Source organism: Legionella sp., from assembly GCF_047605385.1.
Taxonomy (GTDB): domain Bacteria; phylum Pseudomonadota; class Gammaproteobacteria; order Legionellales; family Legionellaceae; genus Legionella.
The window spans coordinates 14996-37044 of record NZ_JASGFU010000006.1 but is presented as its reverse complement, the minus strand read 5'-3'; the positions used below and the strand labels follow the sequence as shown (position 1 = coordinate 37044).

Below are 22049 nucleotides of genomic sequence, written 5' to 3'. Positions count from 1 at the left end.
ATGCGATTATCGCGTACAAATAATTAGCAAACAAACAAAATATGAGTAAAATTCGCTGTGCAGTTATTGGTGTCGGCTATCTTGGCCGCTTTCATGCACAAAAATACCAACAACTTTCTAATGCTGAACTCGTCGCTGTCTGTGATTTAAATCAAGAGTCAGCACAAAAAGTAGGCAATGAATTAAATGTTTCTGCATATACTCATTATCATGAGCTGTTTAATCAAGTCGATGCAGTAAGCATTGCGGCAACTACTAACAAACACTATGAACTTGCTAAAGCCTTTTTAGAGCAAGGTATTCACGTATTACTTGAAAAACCCATTACCGAAACCATTACACAAGCAGAAGAATTAGTTCAATTAGCTAGACAACATCATGCTAAATTACAAATTGGACATTTAGAGCGTTTCAACACCGCATATCTGGCTTTAGATAACTATTTGGAAAAACCATTATTCATCGAAGCTGAACGTTTAGCTCCATTTACCCCTCGTGGTACTGATGTCAATGTAGTGCTTGACTTAATGATTCATGATATTGATTTAATCTTAAATAGGATTAAAAGCCCCGTAGTATCCATTCTGGCCCAAGGATTACCCGTATTAACAAAGGCAATTGATGTGGCACACGTACGGATGACTTTTGCTAATCACTGTGTGGCTAATCTCACTGCAAGCAGGGTGAACTTAAATACATCACGTAAAACACGTATTGTACAAGAACACTCATTTATTGCTCTAGATTATCAAACCAAGCAGCTTTCTTTCTTTAAGAAAGGTCCAGGTGAAATGTTTCCAGGGATTCCTGAAATCGTCGAAGAAAAACAAGAGCTTGAAAAAAGTGATGCCCTTTTAGAGGAAATCAAGGCCTTTTTAAATTGCATCACCAAAAACACTCCACCTATTGTTCCTGGTGAAGACGGCCTGGTTGCTTTACAAACAGCAGAGCAAATTACTGCATTAATTAACAATAATCTGCTGGAGCATCATGCAAGCAAGTAAACATATTGTCATTGTTGCTGGTGAGGAATCTGGAGATGTTCATGCCGCAGCACTAATCAAGCAATTAAAAAGCACTTATGCACACTTAGAAATCAGTGGCATTGGCGGTAAGCATATGCAAGAAGCAGGAGCAGAATTAATTTGCGATCTAGCGCATTTTGGCGTAACGGGTTTTACTGAAGTAATACGTCACTTGAATGTCATTCGCAAAGCATTTACTGGGATGAAAAAACATTTAAGTGAGCGCAAACCTGATTTGCTGATTTTGGTGGATTACCCTGGCTTTAATTTACGTCTTGCAAAATATGCCAAAAGCAAATTAGGACTCAAAATTTTATATTACATTAGCCCGCAAATTTGGGCCTGGAAAGAAAAACGCATCCACACTATCAAAAAATGCATTGATAATATGGCAGTAATTCTGCCCTTTGAAAAAAATTTATACGAGCAAGCTGCTGTTCCCGTCAGTTTTGTTGGGCATCCTTTAGTGGAAAAAATAGCTACTGTTGGTAATTGTGCATCAGAGCGCCACGCTTTAAATCTCCCTCAAGACGCTAAAATTTTTGCTTTACTTCCAGGAAGTCGTAATCATGAAATCGAGCGTCATGTTCCGATACTAAGAGATACAGCAAAACTCCTGTATCAGAATTATCCTGATTTACAATTTGTTATCCCTATTGCTGGGACTATTGAACCCCAAAAGGTAAAGCGCTACTTTGCGCAAAGCACTTTACCGATTCATTTTATTAAAGGACAAGCATTAAGTTGTATGGCTGCTGCAAATTTTGTAATTGTCGCTTCAGGCACTGCGTCACTTGAATGTGCTTTACTGGAAAAACCGATGTGTATTATTTATAAGTCCTCCCTGTTAACCTATCTTCTGGCACTTAAATTGATTAAGGTAAAATTTTTAGGTTTATGTAATTTATTATCCAATAAAATGATTGTTCCAGAGTTTTTACAGTATGATTGTAATCCATATGAATTGAATAAATACATCACGAATTTTTTTAATGATAATGAGCAACCACATAAGATGCTTAGACACTTAGAAAAACTAAAAGACTCATTGTCAAAAGAGAGATCTGATAGAACTTTATTCAATCTAGTAGAGAGTGAATTGTTCGAAAAAAATGCATAGTTTTCGCATGAAGATGTAGAATATCAATTATCCTTCATGTACAATTAATTTTGCTTTCACTATAAATGTAAGCAATTGGACTGTTGTTGATTTAATTAATAATAAGGAAGTTAAGATGAATGTCATTGAAACACCTGAATCTACACAAACAATTATCAAGCAAGACCAAGGTCTTCAAGATTTAGTATACAGCCTGGTGACTCGTTTTCTTGCTGAAAACAAAAATAAAAGCATTGACGATCTGTATGACATGATTTTGTCAGAAGTCGAGCCACCCTTACTACAAGCAGTAATGGAAAAACGTCGCGGCAACCAGCTTCAAGCAGCCAAGATGTTGGGCATTAGCCGTGGCACCATTAGAAAAAAATTACAAAGGTACTTCGGAACAAAATATTTTCGTCTAACTGATGAATAATCTACTTCGTTAAAATGAAAAGGCTCATACATTGAGCCTTTTTTAAGAATTTGAAAGATCATAAATCCGAACTAATTTTTCAATGTTATTCGTCCCATCATCATAGTTATCTAGAACTTTTTATGAAATGCGATTCATGTGACTTTTTGAAAGAAATCAAAACTATTTCAATATATTTTTGTTAATTAGAATATGTTGGGCTCTCATGCCCAACATAATTATTATGTCTTTTATATCTTACGATAAAACCAGCAGTTTATTCACGCGATTAATAAAATCTGCAGGATTATCCAACTGGCCACCTTCAGCAAGAACTGCTTGTTCAAATAACATGGTTACCCATAACTCAAACAAACTATCGTCTTGAATATCATGCAAACGCTTAATTAAGGCATGTTCCGGGTTAATTTCAAAGACTGGTTTAGTTTCAGGAATTTGTTGCCCTGCAGCTTGTAAAATACGTTGCATTTCCAAATTCATGTCATGTTCATCAGCAACAATACATGCAGGAGAATCAGTTAAACGATTAGTCAGCAATACATCTTTAACTTTAGAATCCAAGACCTTTTTAATGTGCTTTAGCATAGGTTCTAAAGTTTTTTCTTGCTCTTTAATTTGTTCTGTTGATTCATCATCAAGCTCTACCTTACCCTTAGAAATTGATTGCAGTTTCTTACCGTTATATTCACTCATATAACCAACTAACCACTCATCAACTCGATCGCTTAGCAACAAGACCTCAATTCCTTTTTTGTTAAATATTTCCAAGTGTGGACTGTATTTTGCAGCATTGTAACTTGAAGCAGTAATGTAATAGATCTTATCTTGACCTTCTTGCATACGGCCAACGTATTCATCTAAAGACACATCTTGCGTTTCTGAAGCTGATTTAGTAGTAGCAAAACGCAATAATTTGGCAATAGCTTCTTTATTTGCAAAATCTTCAATTGGCCCTTCTTTTAAAGCCAAACCAAATTCGCCCCAGAATTTCTGATACGTTTCTTTATCTTGGGTACTCATTTTCTCAAGCATCGATAAAATACGTTTCGTGCAGGCCGCGCGAATACTTTCTACTTGTTTATTATCTTGTAAAATTTCCCGTGAAATATTCAATGGTAAATCACTCGCATCAACAATACCTTTTACAAAACGTAAATAACGAGGTAAAAATTGAGTTGCATCATCCATAATAAACACGCGTTTTACATACAATTTCAAACCGTGTTTCATTTCTTGTTGCCATAAGTCAAAAGGTGCATGTGCAGGAATATACAGCAAAGAAATATAATCATTTTTACCTTCTACATGATTATGTGACCAAGTTAATGGATCTTGGTAATCATGAGAAATATGCTTGTAGAGTAATTTATAATCTTCATCGGTGATTTCTGATTTTTGCAAAGTCCATAAAGCAGTTGCTTTATTAACTTTTTCAAATTCATTGGTTTCTTTATCTTCTTCATTCCTTTTTTTCATTTCAATTGGCCAGCAAATATGATCGGAATACTTGCTAATAACATTACGTATACGCCAATCGCTTAGGAATTCATCCATATCTTGTTTTAAACGTAAAGTAATTTCTGTCCCACGAGTAGCTTTCTTTTCATAACCAATGGTAAATTCGCCATCACCTTTTGATTCCCAAACAATAGCCTCTTCAGGCTTTAAACCAGCACGACGGCTTTTTACTGTAACTTTATCAGCCACAATGAACGCAGAGTAAAAGCCCACACCAAATTGGCCAATCAATTGTGAGTCTTTAGCATTTTCACCCGTTAACTGACTCATAAATTCTTTAGTGCCTGACTTGGCTATAGTTCCTAAATTTTCTACAGCCTCATCCCAACTTAACCCAATACCATTATCACTAATCGTAATGGTTCTATGTTTTTCATTAACTTCAACTGTAATTTTTAAATCAGAATCATTTTCAAACAAAGAGCCGTCCGATAAAGATAAAAATCTTAATTTATCTAACGCATCAGAGGCATTAGAAATCAACTCGCGTAAAAAGATTTCCTTGTTACTGTACAGTGAATGTACGACCAAATGCAACATTTGTTTGACTTCAGTTTGAAAACCCATTGTTTGTTGCTTGCTAACCATCTAACCCTTCTCCTATTTAATCTATTTGTATGTCAATATAGGGTTAGACAAAGGAATTTCAAGTGTAGCTCGCTGTTTTCCTGATAAAATTAAGTAAAATCAAAATTAGGCAGGGTTAAAGTACCACCTGAATGAATAAGAAGTATATTCCCTTTTAACGCCACTAATTCGATATAACGTCTGGATTCATAAAATAATTTTGCCGAGTAAATCGGATCTGCTAAAACTCCTTCTTCACGTGCCAAGCGTTTAATTTCATTCTTAATTGTTTGATTAACCGCACCGAAGGCTTTGGCCGTTGTAGGATAAAAGCATTCATAATTTTGGGGTTCAAAATCCAGCCAGGAAACTAATTTTGCTTTAAATATCTTCGCATCATCTACGAGTAATAACACATGAACTTGGGCTAAATGGCCTAATTGTTCTAAACCCTTAAGTAATGCTGCGGCAGAAAATCCAGTCCCGGCATCAATAAAAATATGATCAAAACGAATTGCTAAATCACGTTCATTTGCGATGATATCCTCTGCAAGACTCATAGCACCTTTCATAGCTTGGGGTACACTGGCTCCTTCTTCTAAAATAAATCCTGGTTCTGGCAAAGTCTGTAGATATTTTTGCGCCAAATCATTAACGCTATCCCAATCTTCTCGCGCCACCCATACTATTTCGTGTTCGTCTAAAAAAAGGCGACTAAGCTTAAAATTTCCCTTAAGTTCTAAATTCCAAGGCTTAATTAAAAATGCAGTGACTTTCCAATTAAATTCACGAGCCAGTTGCAATGCAGCCAACACATTATTTGATTGTGGGCTACCAATGATAAGCAAATGTTGTATGCCTTGCTCATCAAGAAAAGGCATTAAACTGGAGTATTTGCGTAATTTAGAACCACAAATACCACAGCCAAGTTCATCATCTCTTTTCACATAACAACGTACTTCTTGATTAGGAAAATGATTTAAAAGATGAACCCGACTATTTAAATTCCACATAAGTCGCTTATTTACCTCGGACAAAGTCTAAATGATTTGCGCTTGAGGTGCCAAGATGATACTCATAACCAAGCTCTTGAAATGATTTGATGCCTTCCACATCATCGATTTCGTTTTGCATCATGAACTTAGCGAGAGTACCTCGCGCTTTTTTTGCATAAATGCCAATCATCTTAAGTTGCCCTTTTTTACGTTCATAAAAATTAACAGTAAGCATGGGATACTGCAATTGCTTCTCATTCACTACTTTGAAATATTCCGAAGAAGCTAAATTAATCACAATTGGACTTTTTTGCTCTTTTAATTGCTGATTTAATACCTTAGTAATAATATCTTGCCAAAACTCATACAGATTTTTTCCTTTGGGATTTTCCAAATGTACGCCCATCTCCAAACGATAAGGCTGAATATTGTCTAAGGGTTTTAATAAGCCATAAAGTCCTGACAAAATACGCAAATGAGATTGTGCATACTCCACAGTCTTTGCATTCCAGGTTTTTGCTTGCAGACCTTGATAAACATCTCCCTGAAATAAAAACAGCGCGGGATAAGCATGAGGTGAATTCCCATCAAGAGCAAACTCTTGGTAACGCTCATAATTTAAGAGTGCTAAGTTCTGCGATAAATCCATCAATGTGGCAATGTCAGCCACTGATTTACTCTGCATAATATTAACCAAGTTCTTGGTTTTTTCTGGAAATAAAGGCAGTGATGTGGTTCCAGAATACGGCTTGGTTGCTTTTAATAATTTTTTTGCTGGTGATAATAAAATTAGCATAATAAAAAAACCTATAAGGAACTTGTTATCGTCCCCACGCAGGTGAGCACTGCCATTAAGTTAAGGAACATAATGAGGCAGTGCCCTGTTCTCAAATAATCCTTATAGACTGTAATACAATTCAAATTCATAAGGATGAGTTAAACTTCTAATCTTAGTAATTTCCTCTTCTTTCAAATCGATGTAATTATTAATGAAGTCCGAAGTAAATACATCGCCTTGTAATAAGAACTCATGATCTGCTTTTAAATTATCCATAGCTTGCTCTAATGAAGAACATACAGTAGGCACATCAACAAGCTCTTCTGGTGGTAAATCATAAAGATCTTTATCCATAGCTTGGCCTGGATGAATTTTCTTTTGAATACCATCTAAACCTGCCATCACCATCGCAGAGAAGGCTAAGTAAGGATTAGACATAGGATCAGGAAAGCGAACTTCAATGCGGCGTGCTTTAGGGTTACTGACATGTGGAATACGAATTGCTGCAGAACGGTTTCTTGCCGAATAAGCCAATAATACTGGCGCTTCAAAACCAGGGACCAAACGCTTATAACTATTAGTTGCCGGGTTAGTAAATGCATTTAGTGCGCGTGCATGTTTGATAATACCACCAATATAATACAGTGCTGTTTCAGAAAGACCGGCATAGAGATCCCCTGCGAATAAATTGACCCCATCTTTTGAGAGTGATTGATGACAGTGCATACCACTTCCATTATCCCCTACTAAAGGCTTAGGCATAAACGTAGCTGTTTTACCATAATTGTGAGCTACATTATGAATTACATATTTTAAAATTTGGATTTCATCTGCTTTGTTGCATAATGAATTAAACCGCGTAGCAATTTCACATTGGTTTGCTGTAGCTACTTCATGGTGATGTGCCTCAACAGTAATGCCTAATTCTTCTAAAACCAAACACATTGCAGAACGAATTTCATGAGATGAGTCAACTGGAGGTACTGGAAAATAACCGCCTTTAATTGAAGGACGATGACCAATGTTTCCACCTGCAAACTCTTTAGCAGAATTCCATTGCCCCTCTTCAGAATCCACCTTAGAGAAGGTACCAGAAATGCCTGTTTGCCATTGCACACTATCAAAGATAAAAAATTCTGGTTCAGGACCAAAATTCGCCGTATCTGCAATACCTGTTAATTTAAGATATTCTTCAAGGCGCTTTGCCAAAGAACGAGGGCAGCGCTCATAACCCATCATCGTTTTGGGATCAGTTACATTACAACGAACAAACAAAGTATTATCCTGGAAAAAAGGATCCAATTTAACTGTATCAATATCAGGCATTAATGATAAATCTGATTGATGTATTTTCTGCCAACCTTTGAAGGAAGACCCATCGATCATTTTACCATTTTCAAAAAGATCATTGTCTACTGCAGAGATAGGGATGGTGATATGCTGCTCTTTACCTCGAATATCGGTAAAACGCAAATCAACAAATTTAGCATCATGTTCCTCTATTGCTTCAACTACTTTGTTATTGCTCATTTATTTCTCTCCAGAATAATGTGGTTATAGTGTACCTTAAGTGACTTATTAAACCCAATAGATTAGACTCTATAGTTTTACTCTAGATTAGAAAAAAATGGGTGCATACCAATACCAAGCACTAAAAAAAAATGGCAATACCAGCAAAGGCGTTTTGGAGGCAGATTCTGAACGCCATGCACGACAATTATTACGTGATCAAGGCTTAATACCGACCTATGTACAACTATTAACGCAACAACGCAATAATGGAAAAACCACGACTAAAAGCAAAATTTCTGCAGCAGATCTGTCTTTATTTACGCGCCAATTAGCCACTTTACTTGCTGCAGGCATTCCCGTGGAAGAATCATTACGGGGTGTAAGTGAACAAACGGAAAAAGATAAAGTTCGTGAATTAATTATTGGTGTACGCGCCAAAGTACTTGAAGGATATGGATTAGCGCAAGCTATGTCACATTATCCACAAGCCTTTCCAGAATTGTATCGCGCAACGGTAGGTTCTGGTGAACAAACTGGGCATTTAGATGTGGTTTTAGAAAAATTAGCGGACTACACTGAAAACCAACAACAAACTCGCCAAAAAGTGCAGCAAGCACTAATTTATCCCATTTTAATGATCCTTGTTTCTGTAGGTATCATTTCATTTTTATTAAGTTTTGTTGTGCCTAAAATTATTGAAGTATTCACTAGCAGTGGACAAACCTTACCCACAATGACTGAACTGTTAATAAAGATCAGCAATTTTGTAAAATCTTATGGTCTATATGCTTTATTAGGTTTAATTCTGCTAATTCTTACCTTCAAGAAAAGTTTAAACAATATTAAAATTAGAACAGCTTGGCATCGCTTATTACTCAAATTGCCTATTGTTTCTTATTTGGTAAAAACAATTAATGTCGCACGCTATATTCATACCTTTGGTATTTTATTTGCCGCAGGAGTTAGTGTTTTAGAAACCATGCGCGTGTCAGCAAGTTTGGTCACCAATTTAGTCATGCGTCAAGCCTTTGATATGGCAACACTTAAGGTTCGTGAAGGTGCTGGTATTAGTGAAGCACTTAAAGAAACCCGTTATATTAGTCCTATGGCCATACATTTAATTGCCAGCGGTGAAAAAAGTGGGCAACTTTCTGCTATGATGGAGCGTGCAGCCAGCCATTTAGATAATGAGGTAAAACGACTAATTGATACATCTCTCACTTTATTGGAGCCCTTAGTAATTTTATTCATGGGGGCCATTGTTTTATTCATCGTTTTAGCAACCTTATTGCCTATCTTCTCGATGGAGCAATTAATCACTTAGCAAAAATTTAACTTTTAATAACACAGGAGTACAAATGAACAAACAAAAAGGCTTTTCATTAATTGAAATTATGGTAGTCGTTGTTATTTTAGGTATTTTGGCCTCCATAGTCGTGCCTAAGATCATGGGACGCCCAGATGAAGCACGTAAGGTTAAAGCCAAACAAGACGTATTAGCCATTCAAAATGCATTGGATTTATATAAATTAGATAATGGAAATTATCCAACTACAGATCAAGGTCTAATTGCATTAGTAGAAAAGCCAACATCCAACCCTATTCCCAATAATTGGAAACAATATTTAAAATCACTGCCTAAAGATCCTTGGGGTAGAGATTATCTTTATTTAAACCCTGGGCAACATGGTGATGTGGATGTCTTCACTTATGGTGCTGAAGGCCAACCTGGTGGCACAGGCATTAATGCAGAAATTGGTAATTGGGATGAGAAATAAGCGAGGATTTACTCTTATTGAAATTATGATTGTCATTGTAATCATAGGTATTACCGTTGGTTTTGCCTTAATCGCATTTGGCGATTTTGGCGAAACCAAACGTATTTTGTTTGCTGCTGAGCAATTAGCCCATAATCTGCAACTTGCGCAACAACAAGCTACATTGGAAACAAGCACCTTAGGCTTAAAAATTGACAATAGTAGTTATCAAATTCTGCAATTACAAAATAACACCCAATGGGCACCGGTGGCAAATAAGGGAATTTTTAAGGTTAATTATTTTCCTAACAATACAGTAATCACTCTTAATACCAATACCCTCACCCACTCAGGCGCACACGCAATTATTATTAATGACTCTGGAGACATGACCCCGTTTAGCTTAAGTTTTGGCACCAGCAAAGAGAATAAAATAGCCACCTTACTCGGCACACGTAATGGAGATTTAAAATTTGAAAAGGTAACAGCTAAATGAATATAAAACGTCATACTTTAGGATTTACCTTAATCGAGGTTTTATTAGCGTTAACCATCATTGCCATTGCCCTAGCTGCCTTGCTCAAAGCCATAGCACAAAATGTCGAACATACTCATCGCATTAAAGAAAAATCCGTAAGTCATTGGGTTGCCATGCAAGGAGTAGCCATGGTACAACTCGGCTTATTACACATTACTCCTGGTCAAGAAACAACTCAAGAAACGACGATGCTGAATGAACATTGGTTTTGGCGCGCGCATCTTAGCGTAACCCCCATAAAATCAGTTCAGCTCATAACCATTTCCGTCAGCACCCAAAAATCGGGACCTTTTCGTGACGAACTACAAGCATTTAGGTATCAACAATGAAGAAACTCCGAGGATTCACGCTCATTGAAATTTTAATTGCTTTAACAGTTTTTGCAATTTTGGCAACGATTACCTCTTCCACTTTATATCATGCATTTAATACCCGCACTCGTGTTAATGAGCAAAGTAAACGTATTGCCAACTTACAATTAGCAATTAGCCTGCTACAACAAGATTTGAGCCAAACATTAGAAAGAGCTATTCGTGCTAATGACATGCGTCTTTTTCCTATTTTTTTAGGGCAAGCAGATTATATGGAGTTCACTCGCGATGGAGATGTTAATCCAGGAAGTAATGAAAAACATAGTACCTTAAAACGTGTTGCTTACGTGTGTACCAATAATAGTTTAATACGCCGTACCTGGGACACTCTTGATCCCGTAGAACGAAAGAACAATGCCAATAAAGTACTGCTGAGCAATCTAAGCAATTGCCATTTCGGTTATTTAAACAACAGCTTGCAAGTATTTCCTGACTGGCGTGCAGATGCTGTAAATCAAAACCAAAATAAAGAATCATTGCCCAAAGCAGTGCAAGTGAATTTTACCGTGCAGGATCAAGGCGAAATGAATTTATTATTCCCCATTCCTGAGGCATTGTATGCACTCAATTAAACACAAGTACCGCGGTGGTGCCTTACTAACTGCCTTATTTATTATGACCTTGGTCGCCATAGTTGCAACTGCAATGAGCAGTCATCTACAAGTTGACATTTATAGAACCCGCCTGATTGTAAATCATGACAGGCTTTATTACGCTTCTCAAGCAGTCGCTTTTTGGGCAATGAGCGAATTAAATGATCCGAAAAAGAAATTTAATATGAGTAATAATGAAGGCGTAGTCGGCAGACTTCCAAAGTCAATGAGTCATGTCTACCCTTCAGTCATCTTAAGTGGCGAACTCTATGATCTGCAATCCCGCTTTAATCTTAATAACTTATTAAATAGAAAGAGTTTTTTAGGTTTTGCAAACTTAGTTAGCCATGTGATTTCCGATTTAAATGGTCCTGAACGGATTAATTTGGCATTCGCAATTAATAACTGGATTTCAACTTACGATCTAGCTTTAGGTACTGATAAATATCTATCTTATTACTTGAAGCAAAAACCACCGTATCATCCTAGCCATCAATTGATGCAAAGTGCCTCTGAGCTTCGCTTAATTAAAGATGTGAATAGTAACACGTACTTAGCATTACAACCTTACATTACCGCATTACCCGAAACAACTTCCTTAAATATCAACACCGCAACACCCAAAACCTTGCTGTCACTAGGAACCTTAGATAATGATAAAGTGAAGCAAATCATTGAAGCTCGCGGCGAAAAAGGATTAAAAGATCTAGCGAAACTTGAGCCTCTTTTGAAAAAGCTAAATATAGCCTATGAGCAAATTACGTTGGAAAGCACTTATTTTCTCAGTGTAGCGCATGCTACCAGCGATAATCAGAATTTCACCGTTTATACTTTACTCAAACGCAGCCGCGATAAAAAAGGCAAATTGTCAGTGAGCATTCTGCGCGAAAGCATTAATGTGTTCTAAGTTATTGCTTGGTTGCCGGCACGTTGTTTGCAGGTACTTGTTTATCCTCTGCTTTCTCTTCACCCTTTTGTGTTGAGGCCTGAGTCATCTTTTTAACCAATTGCTCAGCCTCTTTGATGTCTTGAGCAGACATTTTCTCCTTAAGGACTTTAAGTTCTTTAATTGCTTCCTCATTTTTACCACTGGCAGCAATTCTAAACCAAGCATAGGCAGTCACCCAATTTTGTTCGACTCCTAAACCTGCCAAATACATATAACCCAGTTTTGCTTGGCCTGCTGGATTTCCCTGTTCGGCAGATTTAGTAAACCAAAAGGCTGCTTGCTCATAATCTTTATCTACACCAATTCCAGTTAACAGTAACTGCCCAATTTCTGCCTGAGCATCAGAATCCCCACCTTGAGCAGCAACTTGATACCAGTAAGCTGCTTTTTGTGGGTTTGCCTCAGTACCATAACCTTTGAGATAATAAAAGGCGAGGTAACTAGCTGCTTTGATGTGGCCTTGATTGGCAGCTTGCGCAAACCAATAAAAAGCGGCCTTATCATCAGCTACAATTCCTGGCTCTTGTCCTGTATATAACAACCCTAAACTGTAAGCTGCTTTGGTATCTCCCTGTTCTGCTGCTTTTTGATACCAATATAAAGCCTTATTCACCTCTTTATGGGTACCTATGCCCATAATGTAATTGTATGCTAGATTTACTTGCGCTTTGGAATAGCCTTGTGCTGCTGATTTTTTAAACCATTGCATGGCTACTTCATTATCTTCTTTAACTCCTTCACCAGTAGAATACATTAACCCCACATTCCGTTGTGCAATAGGATTACCTTGCTGTGCGGCTTTCATGTACCACTTAAATGCTTCAGGATAATTTTGTTTAACACCCTCACCCAAATCATAGAGAAATCCCAAGCTCAATTGTGCCAAAGCATTTTTATGATCGGCGGATTTTTGATACCAATTTAATGCTTCACTGTAGTTTTTGGAAAGTCCTTCTCCATATTGATACATACGTCCAAGCAAATACATCGCTTCAGGATTCCCATCACGAGCTGCTTGCATTAGATGAGGATAAGCAGTGGTATAATCTCCATTTTCATATGCTGAAAAGCCAACAACTTCATCCGCAAATGCTGCATTCATCATGAAAAATGCTAATGCTAAAATTAGACGATACATACCGACTCCATTTCGATTCTCTTACCTAAAATAGTAGGATAAAGAATCAACAAAGCAAATATTTATAAATATTGGATTGTTTTTGTAATATTACTACTCGCCGGCTAACATCATCTTTGCAATTAATACAGAACCACAACGCATGGCGATATTAGTATTTAGGTCATTACCTACGGCAATAATGTCTCGATACATATCTTTTAAATTACCCGCAATAGTAATCTCATCCACTGGAAATTTAATCACCCCATCTTCCACCCAATAACCACTGGCTCCACGGGAATAATCTCCAGTAATTCCATTAACTCCTTGCCCCATAAGTTCCGTTACTAATAAACCAGTACCCATCATTTTGAGCAATTCAGGAAGATCTCCAGCATTAGAATCAACTGTCAAATTATGGACTCCATCACTATTAGCAGTTGTTTTTAACCCCATGCGCCGTGCAGAATAACTGCCTAAAACATATTGCATCACCTTACCTTTTTCTACAATAAGATTAGGACGTGTAGAAACACCTTCCCCATCAAAAGGTGAACTGCCTAAAGCTCCTAATAAATGAGGTTGTTCATAGATATTAATAAACTCAGGAAAAATCTGCTGTCCAATAGAATCTAATAAGAAACTATTTTTGCTATACAAATTAGAACCACTAATCGCGCCGATAAAGCTGGAAAATAAGCTACTGGCAATCCGCGATGAAAAAATAACCGGTGTCATTTGTGTTTTTACTTGTTTTGCGCCTAAACGACTCAAAGCACGTTCTGCAGCATTTTTTGCCACCTCATGCGGTGCTGCTAAATCCTTAGCATTACGTGCGGTCGTGTAATCATATTCCCTTTGCATTTCCTCACCTTCAGTGGCAATCAAAGAGCAACTTAAACTATGACGAGTACTGTGAATAAATCCTGAACCTCCGTTGGTATTTGCAAAACCATGATGAGACTCATAAGAGGACACATTAACACCATCCGAATTAGTAATACGTTTGTCTAATGATAAGGCATAAGATTCACACTCTAGCGCTAATTCAATGGCTTTTTCAGGATTAATATCCCAAGAATGAAATAAACCCAAATCCGGATGCTCTGTAGTCATTAATTCTCTATCAGGCAAACCAAAACACGAATCTTCAGCACTAACTCGGGCAATATCACATGCAGCCTTGACCATTGCTTGTAATGCTTCAGATGAAGTATCCGTACTACTGGCACTGCCTTTACGTTGACCAATATAGACCATTAAGCCCACACCTTTATCTTCACTAAAAGCAACAGTTTCTACCGCTCCCATACGTACATCAACTGAAAATCCACGGTCATTATTCACGGCTACAGAAGCGTCTGTAGCGCCTTCTTTTTTAGCCAATGCTAAAACTTCATCCATCAATCGAGTTAATTCAATTGTTGACTTATGTACTTCACTATTGTTATGTTGCGTTCTAATTTGCATAAGCGATTCCGTGGTGTTGAATGATGCCCATAAGGATACAATAACATGTCTTCGCAAACCAATGATTATCTTGAAAACAAATCATATTTGTTGAACCTGCTCTTTTTTCTTGCAAGCACTCTGTTCTCTTATTGTGCTACTGCTTCAGATAATTGGCAAAGATTAAGTCCAGGCATTGAATATCAAGATTTAGCAGGAGGAATACTCGCCCCTTGGTCTCATATTTATGCATTTCGCATCGATCTTAATAAAAATAAATTGGCAATCGTCAGCGCAAAATCTTTAGCGCTAAAAAATGCTTCTGCAGATCAATTTGCTGAACAAAGTCAGGCATTGTTAAGTATCAATGGTGGTTTTTTTGATCATAATTTCAATCCTCTGGGATTACGCATCAACGAGAAAAGAATGGAAAACCCTATAAAACACATCAGCTGGTGGGGTATTTTCTATGTAAAAAATAATAAAGCCTTTATTTCTAGCATGCATCGCTTTCATCACAGTAAAGACATTGATTTCGCCATGCAAAGTGGACCACGTCTATTAATTAAAAGAAAAATTCCTTCTTTAAAACCAGGAGATGCAGATCGCTCTGCTTTAGGTATTACTGCCGATGGTAAAGTCATCATTCTAGTATCAACCAATGCAGCCATGTCCACTAATAAATTAGCACGACTGATGAGAACCGCTCCTTTATCTTGTACAGATGCAATTAATTTGGATGGAGGGAGTTCAAGCCAATTATACGCACATATGGGTTCTTTTTTACTCAACGTTCATAGTTTTTCTAATGTAAGTGATGCAATTATTGTAAAAAAAACTTAGAATCATTAGATACGACTTATTTTTCCAAATGACTGAAGAGCCCTAAGAGAGCAAAGAACATTTGTTCCTTATTTACTCGATTTTATACTGAATTAAACTGGAACTTAAAAAAATCCACCAACCCACAAGTTATCCACAATATACTCCCAATTTGTTCTATTGACCATTAAGTAAAAACACATTATCTTGTTATATAAGCCACGATATGACCCTACATATTGGGTTTTATGCTATAATTGTAAGAGACAATGAACAAAATTCATTTGACTGTTAATAACAAATATACTGCTTGGAGGAAAAATGTCCGAAATACTTGACCCGGTGAATGAAGTACCGCTAACAAGTCAACAGGAATTGACAGCTAATGCTCCGGGTGTACTAAAAACAATAAAACGTAACGGTACAGTAGTGAATTATGAGCAATACAAAGTTGAAGTAGCAATCACTAAAGCTTTTATTGCGAATGAAGGTGGTACTGCCCCTACTTCTGATCGTATTCATCAATTGATTAAAGAACTGGCTCATCAAGTTACCCAAACATTCAGACGTCGTATGCCAAGCGGTGGTGCAGTCCACATTGAAGATATTCAAGACCAAGTAGAGTTAGCTCTCATGCGCAGTGGCCATTATAAAGTTGCCCGTGCCTATGTACTCTATCGCGAGGAGCATCGCCAAGCCCGTCTGGCAAAAGTAAAACAACAAGCAAGTGACAGCAAAACCTTATTAATCACCATGCCTGATGGCGAGTTGATACCTTTAGATATGGAGCGCATCAATACCATAGTAAATGAATCCTGCCGCGCTCTTGAAAATGTTACAGCCGAACCTGTCATTAAAGACGCCTTACGTAATTTATACAATCAGGCAAAATTCGAAGACGTACACAAAGCATTGATTATGTCTGCGCGCACGCTGATTGAAAAAGAACCAAATTATACTTATGTTAGTGCTCGTTTGTTATTAGACAGTTTACGTATGGAGGCACTAAGCAAATTACAAATCAAAGCAGATGCAACCTTTGATGAAATGGCAGCACTTTACCCTTCCTACCTCCAAGCTTATATTCATCATGGCATCAATCAAGGAATTCTTGATGTGAAAATGGCTGACTTTGATTTAGACAAATTAGGTAAAGCATTGCTTCCCGAGCGCGATATGAAATTTACCTATCTTAGCCTGCAAACTTTATATGATCGTTATTTCATTCATGAACACGGTGTTCGTTATGAATTACCACAAGCTTTTTTCATGCGTGTGGCTATGGGCTTGGCAATGCGTGAAAAAAATAAAAATGAGAAAGCAATTGAATTTTATTTATTACTGTCTTCTTTTGATTACATGTCCTCTACACCGACTCTATTTAACTCCGGAACTATTCGTCCGCAATTATCCAGTTGCTATTTAACCACAGTTCCTGATCATTTAGATGGTATTTATAGCGCGATTAAAGACAATGCTCTACTTTCTAAATTTGCTGGTGGTCTAGGTAATGACTGGACCCCTGTTCGAGCTATGGGTTCACACATTAAAGGCACCAACGGCAAATCTCAAGGTGTTGTTCCTTTCTTAAACGTAGCAGATGCTACCGCAGTGGCAGTAAATCAAGGAGGCAAACGCAAAGGAGCCGTCTGTGCTTACCTCGAATGTTGGCATAAAGACGTTGAAGAGTTTCTTGAATTAAGAAAAAACACTGGGGATGATCGTCGTCGTACCCATGATATGAATACTGCCCTGTGGGTTCCTGATTTATTCATGATTCGTGTACGTGAAGATGGTGAGTGGACTTTATTCTCTCCAGATGAAGTGCCTGAGTTACATGACCGTTATGGTAAAGAGTTTGAAACGCTCTATAAAGAGTATGAAGAGCAAATGCGTCAAGGTCGCATTAACAATGCCAAAACCATCTCTGCGGTAAAATTATGGCGTAAAATGCTGTCTATGCTGTTTGAAACTGGTCATCCCTGGCTTACCTTTAAAGATCCTTGCAACTTACGCTCACCACAACAGCATGCAGGTGTAGTTCATAGTTCTAATTTATGTACTGAAATTACATTAAATACTTCTGAAGAAGAAATCGCTGTATGTAATCTAGGTAGCGTTAACCTGCCAGCACATATTAAAGATGGTAAGTTAGATAAAGAGAAATTAAAACGTACAATTACCACAGCAATTCGTATGTTGGATAACGTAATTGATATTAATTATTATTCTGTACCTCAAGCACGTAATTCCAACTTAAAACATAGGCCAATTGGTATGGGTTTAATGGGCTTCCAAGATGCGTTATATGAGTTAAAACTTGATTACGCATCACAAGCAGCTGTTGAATTTGCTGATGAGTCTATGGAGTTAATCAGTTACTACGCGATTGCGGCTTCTTGTGATTTAGCAAAAGAGCGCGGCAGCTACTCAAGCTATGAAGGTTCATTATGGAGCAAAGGCATATTACCGATTGACTCGATTAACTTGTTACAACAAGCACGCAGCAAATACCTGGAACAAGACCGCTCTCAACGTCTTGACTGGGAAAGCTTACGCATTAAAGTGCGCACCCAAGGAATGCGTAATTCAAACGTGATGGCAATTGCGCCTACAGCGACCATTTCCAATATTTGTGGTGTGGCGCAATCGATTGAACCAACCTATCAAAACCTCTATGTCAAATCGAATCTATCTGGAGAATTTACTGTAATTAACCCTTATCTGGTTGCTGACTTGAAAGCCCTAAACTTATGGGATGAAGTCATGGTTAACGATTTGAAATATTTTAACGGCAGCGTGCAACCAATCAGCCGTATTCCTGCCCAGCTGAAAAAACGTTATGCAACCTCATTTGAAATAGATCCAATTTGGTTAGTAGATGCAGCTTCTCGACGTCAAAAATGGCTTGATCAAGCACAATCACTGAATATTTATATGGCTCAACCTTCCGGTAAAAAGCTAGATCAGTTGTACATGCATGCATGGATCTGCGGATTAAAAACTACTTATTATTTACGTAGCATGGGAGCAACCAATGCTGAAAAATCAACCATTACTGATGGTGCATTAAATGCGGTAAAAATCATCAGTGATGAGCAACCTAAAGTGTGTTCAATCCTTGATCCAGATTGTGAAGCATGCCAATAAACAGGAGAATTTTAATGTCAAATATGAATATACATGTTACAACTTCCTGTATTATAGGAGCTACAGGCTATGAAACTCTCGAAATGGGAGCAGCGCGTATCCACGTTGATGATAAGCAAATCATTAATTGCCGCGCTGACTTAAATCAATTAGTTCCATTTAAATACAAATGGGCTTGGGAGAAATATTTAGCTGGATGTGCTAATCACTGGATGCCTAATGAAATCAACATGAGCGCTGACGTTGCTCTGTGGAAAGACCCTTATGGTTTAACTGAAGATGAGCGTTTAATCATTAAACGCAACCTGGGTTTTTTCTCTACTGCCGATTCACTGGTTGCCAATAACTTAGTATTAGCAGTATATCGACATATTACAAACCCAGAATGCAGACAATACCTTTTACGTCAGGCATTCGAAGAAGCATTGCATACCCATGCTTATCAATACGTCATTGAAAGCTTAGGATTAGACGAAGCTGAAGTATTTAATATGTATCGAGAAATTCCTTCTGTTGCCACTAAAGCAGCTTGGGCTCTTCCTTTTACACAGAGTTTAGGTGATGAAACCTTTCATACGGGTACACCAGAAAATGATCAACGTTTATTACGTGATTTAATTGCATTTTATGTTGTATTCGAAGGAATCTTTTTCTATGTAGGCTTTACACAAATTCTTTCCATGGGACGTCGTAACAAAATGGTAGGGACCTCTGAACAGTTCCAATATATTTTACGTGATGAATCCATGCACATGAATTTTGGTATTGATGTAATTAATCAAATTAAAATTGAAAATCCACACCTATGGACACCTGAATTCAAAGAAGAAATGATTCATTTAATTCGACAAGGTGTTGAGCTGGAATATCAATATGCTAAAGATACTATGCCACATGGTATTTTAGGAATGAACGCAGAAATGTTCGAAGAATATCTGCACTTCATTGCTAATCGCCGCTTAAGCCAAATTGGTTTACCGGAGCAATATCCACGCGCAGAAAATCCGTTCCCATGGATGAGTGAAATGCTTGATTTGAAGAAAGAGAAAAACTTCTTTGAAACTCGCGTTATTGAATATCAAGCTGGTGGTACATTAAGCTGGGATGATGAGGATGAGGACCAATAATCATCCTTTATTGGGCAATAGCTCTTGCTTTGCCCGACTCCTTTTCTGCAGCCATAAAAACTTTTAAGTTAAAGCTGTTTTTTATCTTTTTCTTTGCTATCATAACAGGCCTTGTAGTGAATTTATTTCCTGCCTTTCTGTGGATATCTCTCTTAAGCATTTCGTATAGCTAAAAAACAGCTTGAAATAAAATCCCCAAAAAACCCTTATTCTATAAGGGTTATAACCAATTTTTTATTTTAAAATTTATCCACAAAATCTGTGGATAACTCTGTGTATAGGCTGTAAAACATACTGTATTTTCAGGATTATTCATCCCTGACTTAGAATTTATCAATCTGCTAAATCATACAAAATCTTCTCAATATCCTAGCCTAACCATCTATAAAACCCTCCGAGTTAGTATTGGCTTACACTTCAATTTTTAATCATTCTATACTTTGACATAAGACAATAACCTCTGCTTTGCTCAACCTCTCTTACAAATTTTCTCTTCCATTTTGGTAAAGTAACTGATACATTTCTTAACATAAAATTAAAAAAGAGGTGAACAATGGTAAAAGGAAAACAATCGCAAGAAAAAACTAATTACTACTTTTTACTAAAATGCATGGGAGCTCTCATTACTGCTGCAGCAGTAGCAGCCACTGCACTAACTATAGCCATGTTTAAATTTGGAACCGCAGCAACAACTGCATTCACAGCAACTAAAGCGACTTTTGCAATATCAGCAATCAGCATTGCTCCATTTGTTCCTATTTTTATTGGCGGCTGCTTCTTAACCATGTTTTTATTGGCTTGTTGCAGTGATAACTGCTTCGTAAACAACCACTATCACTATGCAAGAGTTCCAAAGCATAGCCCAAGTTTTTATCCACCAGCCCCTGTTAATGTTCATCCACCAATATATACTATACGTAGGGTTGGTCCTGTACACCAGCATGGCGCTCCTGTACACCAGCATGGCGCTCCTGTACACCAGCATGGCGCTCCTGTACACCAGCATGGCGCTCCCATACACCAGCATAGCGCTCCCATACACCAGCATGGCGCTCCCATACACCAGCATGGCGCTCCTGTGCATAATAAGCTCTGGTAACTCCAAATAGCGCAGCAACTATTTGGAACCTTTCATAATAATTGCTGCCTTCTACCTGAAATAATAATTTTTGGTGATACTTAGAATGAAAATACATTAGGAAATACTAACTGATATGGGATTCGAGCTGTAATACAAAGATTTGTACTCAGATTGATTGCTTAGCCAAGATCATTGGACAAATTTAAATACGTTTACCTTGCTTAGGTTGTTATTTACGAACGATAAAGGTAGACTTAGCATCTACGTCCCGGTGGCACAGATGGATAGCGCAGCCCCCTCCTAAGGGGCAGGTCAGAGGTTCAAATCCTCTCCGGGACGCCATTAAAATCAAGGGATTACGCCAAATACATCTAACCTAATTTAATTTACAGGGTGCGCACAGGGTGCATATTGATTGAATGAGTATAGTATAAATTGTAAAACTATATATGATGATGCAATCAGCAATGATGAATAGTTAATTATCTTTGAACCCTAATCAAATGGATATAGTCGCTATATGAAGAAATTTGCGTTAATTATTTTATTGCCACTCTCCCTCCCTTCTTTTGCTTTTGACTGTCATCCAGAAATTAATCCTAATCTGCCACAATATATTGTTGGCTATGGAAGTTTAATCGATGAGACATCTAAAAGAAGAACAGATCCATCTGCTGAAGACAATGTCTCCATTTTGATAAAAGGATATAAAAGAATTTGGGCGGGCACGGTAATTTACCCGGAGTAAATGCTACATTTTTATCTGTAATTGAAAATAAAAGTTCTTCTTTTATTGGCGTAAGTTACCAATTGAGCGAACCGTCAAACATCAGCAAGTATGATAAAAGAGAAAGTATTTATTGCAGAAAAAAAATTAATCTGGATAACTTCGTGTTCCTCTCTCAATCTTCAAACTTTTCAACTCAAAAACAAGTTTGGATATACACTATAACCTCAACGGAAAATCAATTACCTACCAAAGACTTCCCAATTGTCCAATCCTATGTTGATATTTTCTACGTGGCTGTATTCAAGTTGAAGAAAAATTTAAAATTACAAATTTTGCTAAAGATTGTATTGAAACTATTGATGGATGGCCGATTTATTGGATAAATGATAGGATTTTTCCTCGGCGCCCATCTTTTTATGAACCTTTTGCTGC

Annotated in this window: 22 protein-coding genes and 1 tRNA gene; 14 read left to right on the top strand and 9 right to left on the bottom strand. The window is 37.4% G+C overall.

The window, feature by feature from the left end:
- The first annotated feature begins 41 nt into the window (after positions 1–41).
- From QM652_RS02600 to QM652_RS02590, 3 genes are all read left to right on the top strand, one after another.
- Complete coding sequence (locus QM652_RS02600; RefSeq protein WP_415072601.1) at positions 42–1004, top strand: Gfo/Idh/MocA family protein; 963 nt, start codon at positions 42–44, stop codon at positions 1002–1004.
- The gene (lpxB, locus tag QM652_RS02595) at positions 991–2145 is read left to right on the top strand and encodes a lipid-A-disaccharide synthase (protein ID WP_415072599.1); all 1155 of its coding nucleotides are present in this window, start codon (positions 991–993) and stop codon (positions 2143–2145) included. The genes QM652_RS02600 and lpxB overlap by 14 nt, the downstream gene beginning before the upstream one ends.
- Before the next feature lie 115 nt (positions 2146–2260).
- Positions 2261–2560, top strand: coding sequence for a helix-turn-helix domain-containing protein (locus QM652_RS02590; protein ID WP_415072597.1), 300 nt, complete (start codon positions 2261–2263; stop codon positions 2558–2560).
- A 237-nt stretch (positions 2561–2797) separates the two neighbouring features.
- Here the strand turns inward: QM652_RS02590 and htpG are convergent, their stop codons facing one another.
- The 4 genes from htpG to glnA form a co-directional block, all read right to left on the bottom strand.
- The gene (gene htpG / locus QM652_RS02585) at positions 2798–4666 is read right to left on the bottom strand and encodes a molecular chaperone HtpG (RefSeq protein ID WP_415072595.1); all 1869 of its coding nucleotides are present in this window, start codon (positions 4664–4666) and stop codon (positions 2798–2800) included.
- An 89-nt stretch (positions 4667–4755) separates the two neighbouring features.
- On the bottom strand, positions 4756–5658 hold the full coding sequence (locus QM652_RS02580) for a pyridoxal-phosphate dependent enzyme (RefSeq protein WP_415072593.1): 903 nt from the start codon (positions 5656–5658) through the stop codon (positions 4756–4758).
- A 7-nt stretch (positions 5659–5665) separates the two neighbouring features.
- Positions 5666–6436 (bottom strand): peroxide stress protein YaaA, encoded by a 771-nt coding sequence (gene yaaA, locus QM652_RS02575; RefSeq protein WP_415072591.1) that lies wholly within the window; start codon positions 6434–6436, stop codon positions 5666–5668.
- Between the two features lie 102 nt (positions 6437–6538).
- Positions 6539–7948: a type I glutamate--ammonia ligase gene (gene glnA / locus QM652_RS02570; protein ID WP_415072589.1), complete on the bottom strand. Its 1410-nt coding sequence runs from the start codon at positions 7946–7948 to the stop codon at positions 6539–6541.
- Positions 7949–8045: 97 nt separating this feature from the next.
- Here glnA and lspF point away from each other — a divergent pair, with 97 nt between their 5' ends.
- Genes lspF through gspK form a run of 6 tightly spaced genes read left to right on the top strand, consistent with a single transcriptional unit; the run spans position 8046 to position 12096 of the window.
- Positions 8046–9254, top strand: coding sequence for a GspF family T2SS innner membrane protein variant LspF (gene lspF, locus QM652_RS02565; protein WP_415072586.1), 1209 nt, complete (start codon positions 8046–8048; stop codon positions 9252–9254).
- 34 nt (positions 9255–9288) lie between these two features.
- On the top strand, positions 9289–9708 hold the full coding sequence (gene lspG, locus QM652_RS02560; RefSeq protein WP_415072584.1) for a GspG family T2SS major pseudopilin variant LspG: 420 nt from the start codon (positions 9289–9291) through the stop codon (positions 9706–9708).
- Positions 9698–10183, top strand: a complete 486-nt coding sequence (gene gspH / locus QM652_RS02555) for a type II secretion system minor pseudopilin GspH (RefSeq protein ID WP_415072582.1) — start codon at positions 9698–9700, stop codon at positions 10181–10183. The genes lspG and gspH overlap by 11 nt, the downstream gene beginning before the upstream one ends.
- Positions 10180–10554, top strand: a complete 375-nt coding sequence (lspI, locus tag QM652_RS02550) for a GspI family T2SS minor pseudopilin variant LspI (RefSeq protein ID WP_415072580.1) — start codon at positions 10180–10182, stop codon at positions 10552–10554. The genes gspH and lspI overlap by 4 nt, the downstream gene beginning before the upstream one ends.
- Positions 10551–11168, top strand: a complete 618-nt coding sequence (gene lspJ / locus QM652_RS02545) for a GspJ family T2SS minor pseudopilin variant LspJ (RefSeq protein ID WP_415072578.1) — start codon at positions 10551–10553, stop codon at positions 11166–11168. The genes lspI and lspJ overlap by 4 nt, the downstream gene beginning before the upstream one ends.
- Complete coding sequence (gene gspK, locus QM652_RS02540) at positions 11155–12096, top strand: type II secretion system minor pseudopilin GspK (RefSeq protein ID WP_415072577.1); 942 nt, start codon at positions 11155–11157, stop codon at positions 12094–12096. The genes lspJ and gspK overlap by 14 nt, the downstream gene beginning before the upstream one ends.
- A gap of 1 nt (position 12097) precedes the next feature.
- On the opposite strand, the gene QM652_RS02535 is transcribed toward gspK, so the two are convergent.
- On the bottom strand, positions 12098–13276 hold the full coding sequence (locus tag QM652_RS02535) for a tetratricopeptide repeat protein (protein WP_415072576.1): 1179 nt from the start codon (positions 13274–13276) through the stop codon (positions 12098–12100).
- Positions 13277–13369: 93 nt separating this feature from the next.
- Positions 13370–14728, bottom strand: coding sequence for a metalloprotease PmbA (pmbA, locus tag QM652_RS02530; RefSeq protein ID WP_415072575.1), 1359 nt, complete (start codon positions 14726–14728; stop codon positions 13370–13372).
- A 45-nt stretch (positions 14729–14773) separates the two neighbouring features.
- Between pmbA and QM652_RS02525 the strand changes: the two genes are divergently transcribed.
- The 3 genes from QM652_RS02525 to QM652_RS02515 all read left to right on the top strand — a co-directional run bounded on the left by QM652_RS02525 (position 14774) and on the right by QM652_RS02515 (position 19806).
- Positions 14774–15550 (top strand): phosphodiester glycosidase family protein, encoded by a 777-nt coding sequence (locus tag QM652_RS02525; protein ID WP_415072574.1) that lies wholly within the window; start codon positions 14774–14776, stop codon positions 15548–15550.
- Between the two features lie 300 nt (positions 15551–15850).
- Complete coding sequence (locus tag QM652_RS02520; protein WP_415072573.1) at positions 15851–18679, top strand: ribonucleoside-diphosphate reductase subunit alpha; 2829 nt, start codon at positions 15851–15853, stop codon at positions 18677–18679.
- Positions 18680–18693: 14 nt separating this feature from the next.
- Entirely contained in the window at positions 18694–19806 is a 1113-nt protein-coding gene (locus QM652_RS02515; RefSeq protein ID WP_415072572.1) for a ribonucleotide-diphosphate reductase subunit beta, read from the top strand.
- A gap of 7 nt (positions 19807–19813) precedes the next feature.
- On the opposite strand, the gene QM652_RS02510 is transcribed toward QM652_RS02515, so the two are convergent.
- From QM652_RS02510 to QM652_RS02500, 3 genes are all read right to left on the bottom strand, one after another.
- Positions 19814–19966 carry a hypothetical protein gene (locus QM652_RS02510; RefSeq protein WP_415072571.1) on the bottom strand — a complete coding sequence of 51 codons (153 nt, stop codon included), beginning with the start codon at positions 19964–19966 and terminating at the stop codon, positions 19814–19816.
- Between the two features lie 431 nt (positions 19967–20397).
- Positions 20398–20634 carry a hypothetical protein gene (locus tag QM652_RS02505; RefSeq protein ID WP_415072570.1) on the bottom strand — a complete coding sequence of 79 codons (237 nt, stop codon included), beginning with the start codon at positions 20632–20634 and terminating at the stop codon, positions 20398–20400.
- Positions 20635–20717: 83 nt separating this feature from the next.
- Complete coding sequence (locus QM652_RS02500; protein WP_415072569.1) at positions 20718–21002, bottom strand: hypothetical protein; 285 nt, start codon at positions 21000–21002, stop codon at positions 20718–20720.
- 150 nt (positions 21003–21152) lie between these two features.
- On the opposite strand from QM652_RS02500, the gene QM652_RS02495 reads away from it, so the two are divergent.
- Together QM652_RS02495 and QM652_RS02490 are read left to right on the top strand one after the other, a co-directional pair.
- Positions 21153–21229 (top strand) — tRNA-Arg (locus tag QM652_RS02495).
- 178 nt (positions 21230–21407) lie between these two features.
- The gene (locus tag QM652_RS02490; RefSeq protein WP_415072568.1) at positions 21408–21635 is read left to right on the top strand and encodes a hypothetical protein; all 228 of its coding nucleotides are present in this window, start codon (positions 21408–21410) and stop codon (positions 21633–21635) included.
- Positions 21636–22049: the final 414 nt, after the last annotated feature.

Bases quoted from the DNA above. Each gene is read 5' to 3' on its own strand.
- QM652_RS02600 (WP_415072601.1), top strand. From the start codon at position 42: ATGAGTAAAATTCGCTGTGCAGTTATTGGTGTCGGCTATCTTGGCCGC.
- QM652_RS02520 (WP_415072573.1), top strand. From the start codon at position 15,851: ATGTCCGAAATACTTGACCCGGTGAATGAAGTACCGCTAACAAGTCAA.
- pmbA (WP_415072575.1), bottom strand. From the start codon at position 14,728: ATGCAAATTAGAACGCAACATAACAATAGTGAAGTACATAAGTCAACA.
- QM652_RS02525 (WP_415072574.1), top strand. From the start codon at position 14,774: ATGTCTTCGCAAACCAATGATTATCTTGAAAACAAATCATATTTGTTG.
- QM652_RS02535 (WP_415072576.1), bottom strand. From the start codon at position 13,276: ATGTATCGTCTAATTTTAGCATTAGCATTTTTCATGATGAATGCAGCA.
- lspF (WP_415072586.1), top strand. From the start codon at position 8,046: ATGGGTGCATACCAATACCAAGCACTAAAAAAAAATGGCAATACCAGC.
- glnA (WP_415072589.1), bottom strand. From the start codon at position 7,948: ATGAGCAATAACAAAGTAGTTGAAGCAATAGAGGAACATGATGCTAAA.
- yaaA (WP_415072591.1), bottom strand. From the start codon at position 6,436: ATGCTAATTTTATTATCACCAGCAAAAAAATTATTAAAAGCAACCAAG.
- lspJ (WP_415072578.1), top strand. From the start codon at position 10,551: ATGAAGAAACTCCGAGGATTCACGCTCATTGAAATTTTAATTGCTTTA.
- gspK (WP_415072577.1), top strand. From the start codon at position 11,155: ATGCACTCAATTAAACACAAGTACCGCGGTGGTGCCTTACTAACTGCC.
- QM652_RS02580 (WP_415072593.1), bottom strand. From the start codon at position 5,658: ATGTGGAATTTAAATAGTCGGGTTCATCTTTTAAATCATTTTCCTAAT.
- QM652_RS02515 (WP_415072572.1), top strand. From the start codon at position 18,694: ATGTCAAATATGAATATACATGTTACAACTTCCTGTATTATAGGAGCT.
- gspH (WP_415072582.1), top strand. From the start codon at position 9,698: ATGAGAAATAAGCGAGGATTTACTCTTATTGAAATTATGATTGTCATT.
- htpG (WP_415072595.1), bottom strand. From the start codon at position 4,666: ATGGTTAGCAAGCAACAAACAATGGGTTTTCAAACTGAAGTCAAACAA.
- lspG (WP_415072584.1), top strand. From the start codon at position 9,289: ATGAACAAACAAAAAGGCTTTTCATTAATTGAAATTATGGTAGTCGTT.
- lspI (WP_415072580.1), top strand. From the start codon at position 10,180: ATGAATATAAAACGTCATACTTTAGGATTTACCTTAATCGAGGTTTTA.
- QM652_RS02500 (WP_415072569.1), bottom strand. From the start codon at position 21,002: ATGTATTTTCATTCTAAGTATCACCAAAAATTATTATTTCAGGTAGAA.
- QM652_RS02590 (WP_415072597.1), top strand. From the start codon at position 2,261: ATGAATGTCATTGAAACACCTGAATCTACACAAACAATTATCAAGCAA.
- lpxB (WP_415072599.1), top strand. From the start codon at position 991: ATGCAAGCAAGTAAACATATTGTCATTGTTGCTGGTGAGGAATCTGGA.
- QM652_RS02510 (WP_415072571.1), bottom strand. From the start codon at position 19,966: ATGCTTAAGAGAGATATCCACAGAAAGGCAGGAAATAAATTCACTACA.
- QM652_RS02490 (WP_415072568.1), top strand. From the start codon at position 21,408: ATGAAGAAATTTGCGTTAATTATTTTATTGCCACTCTCCCTCCCTTCT.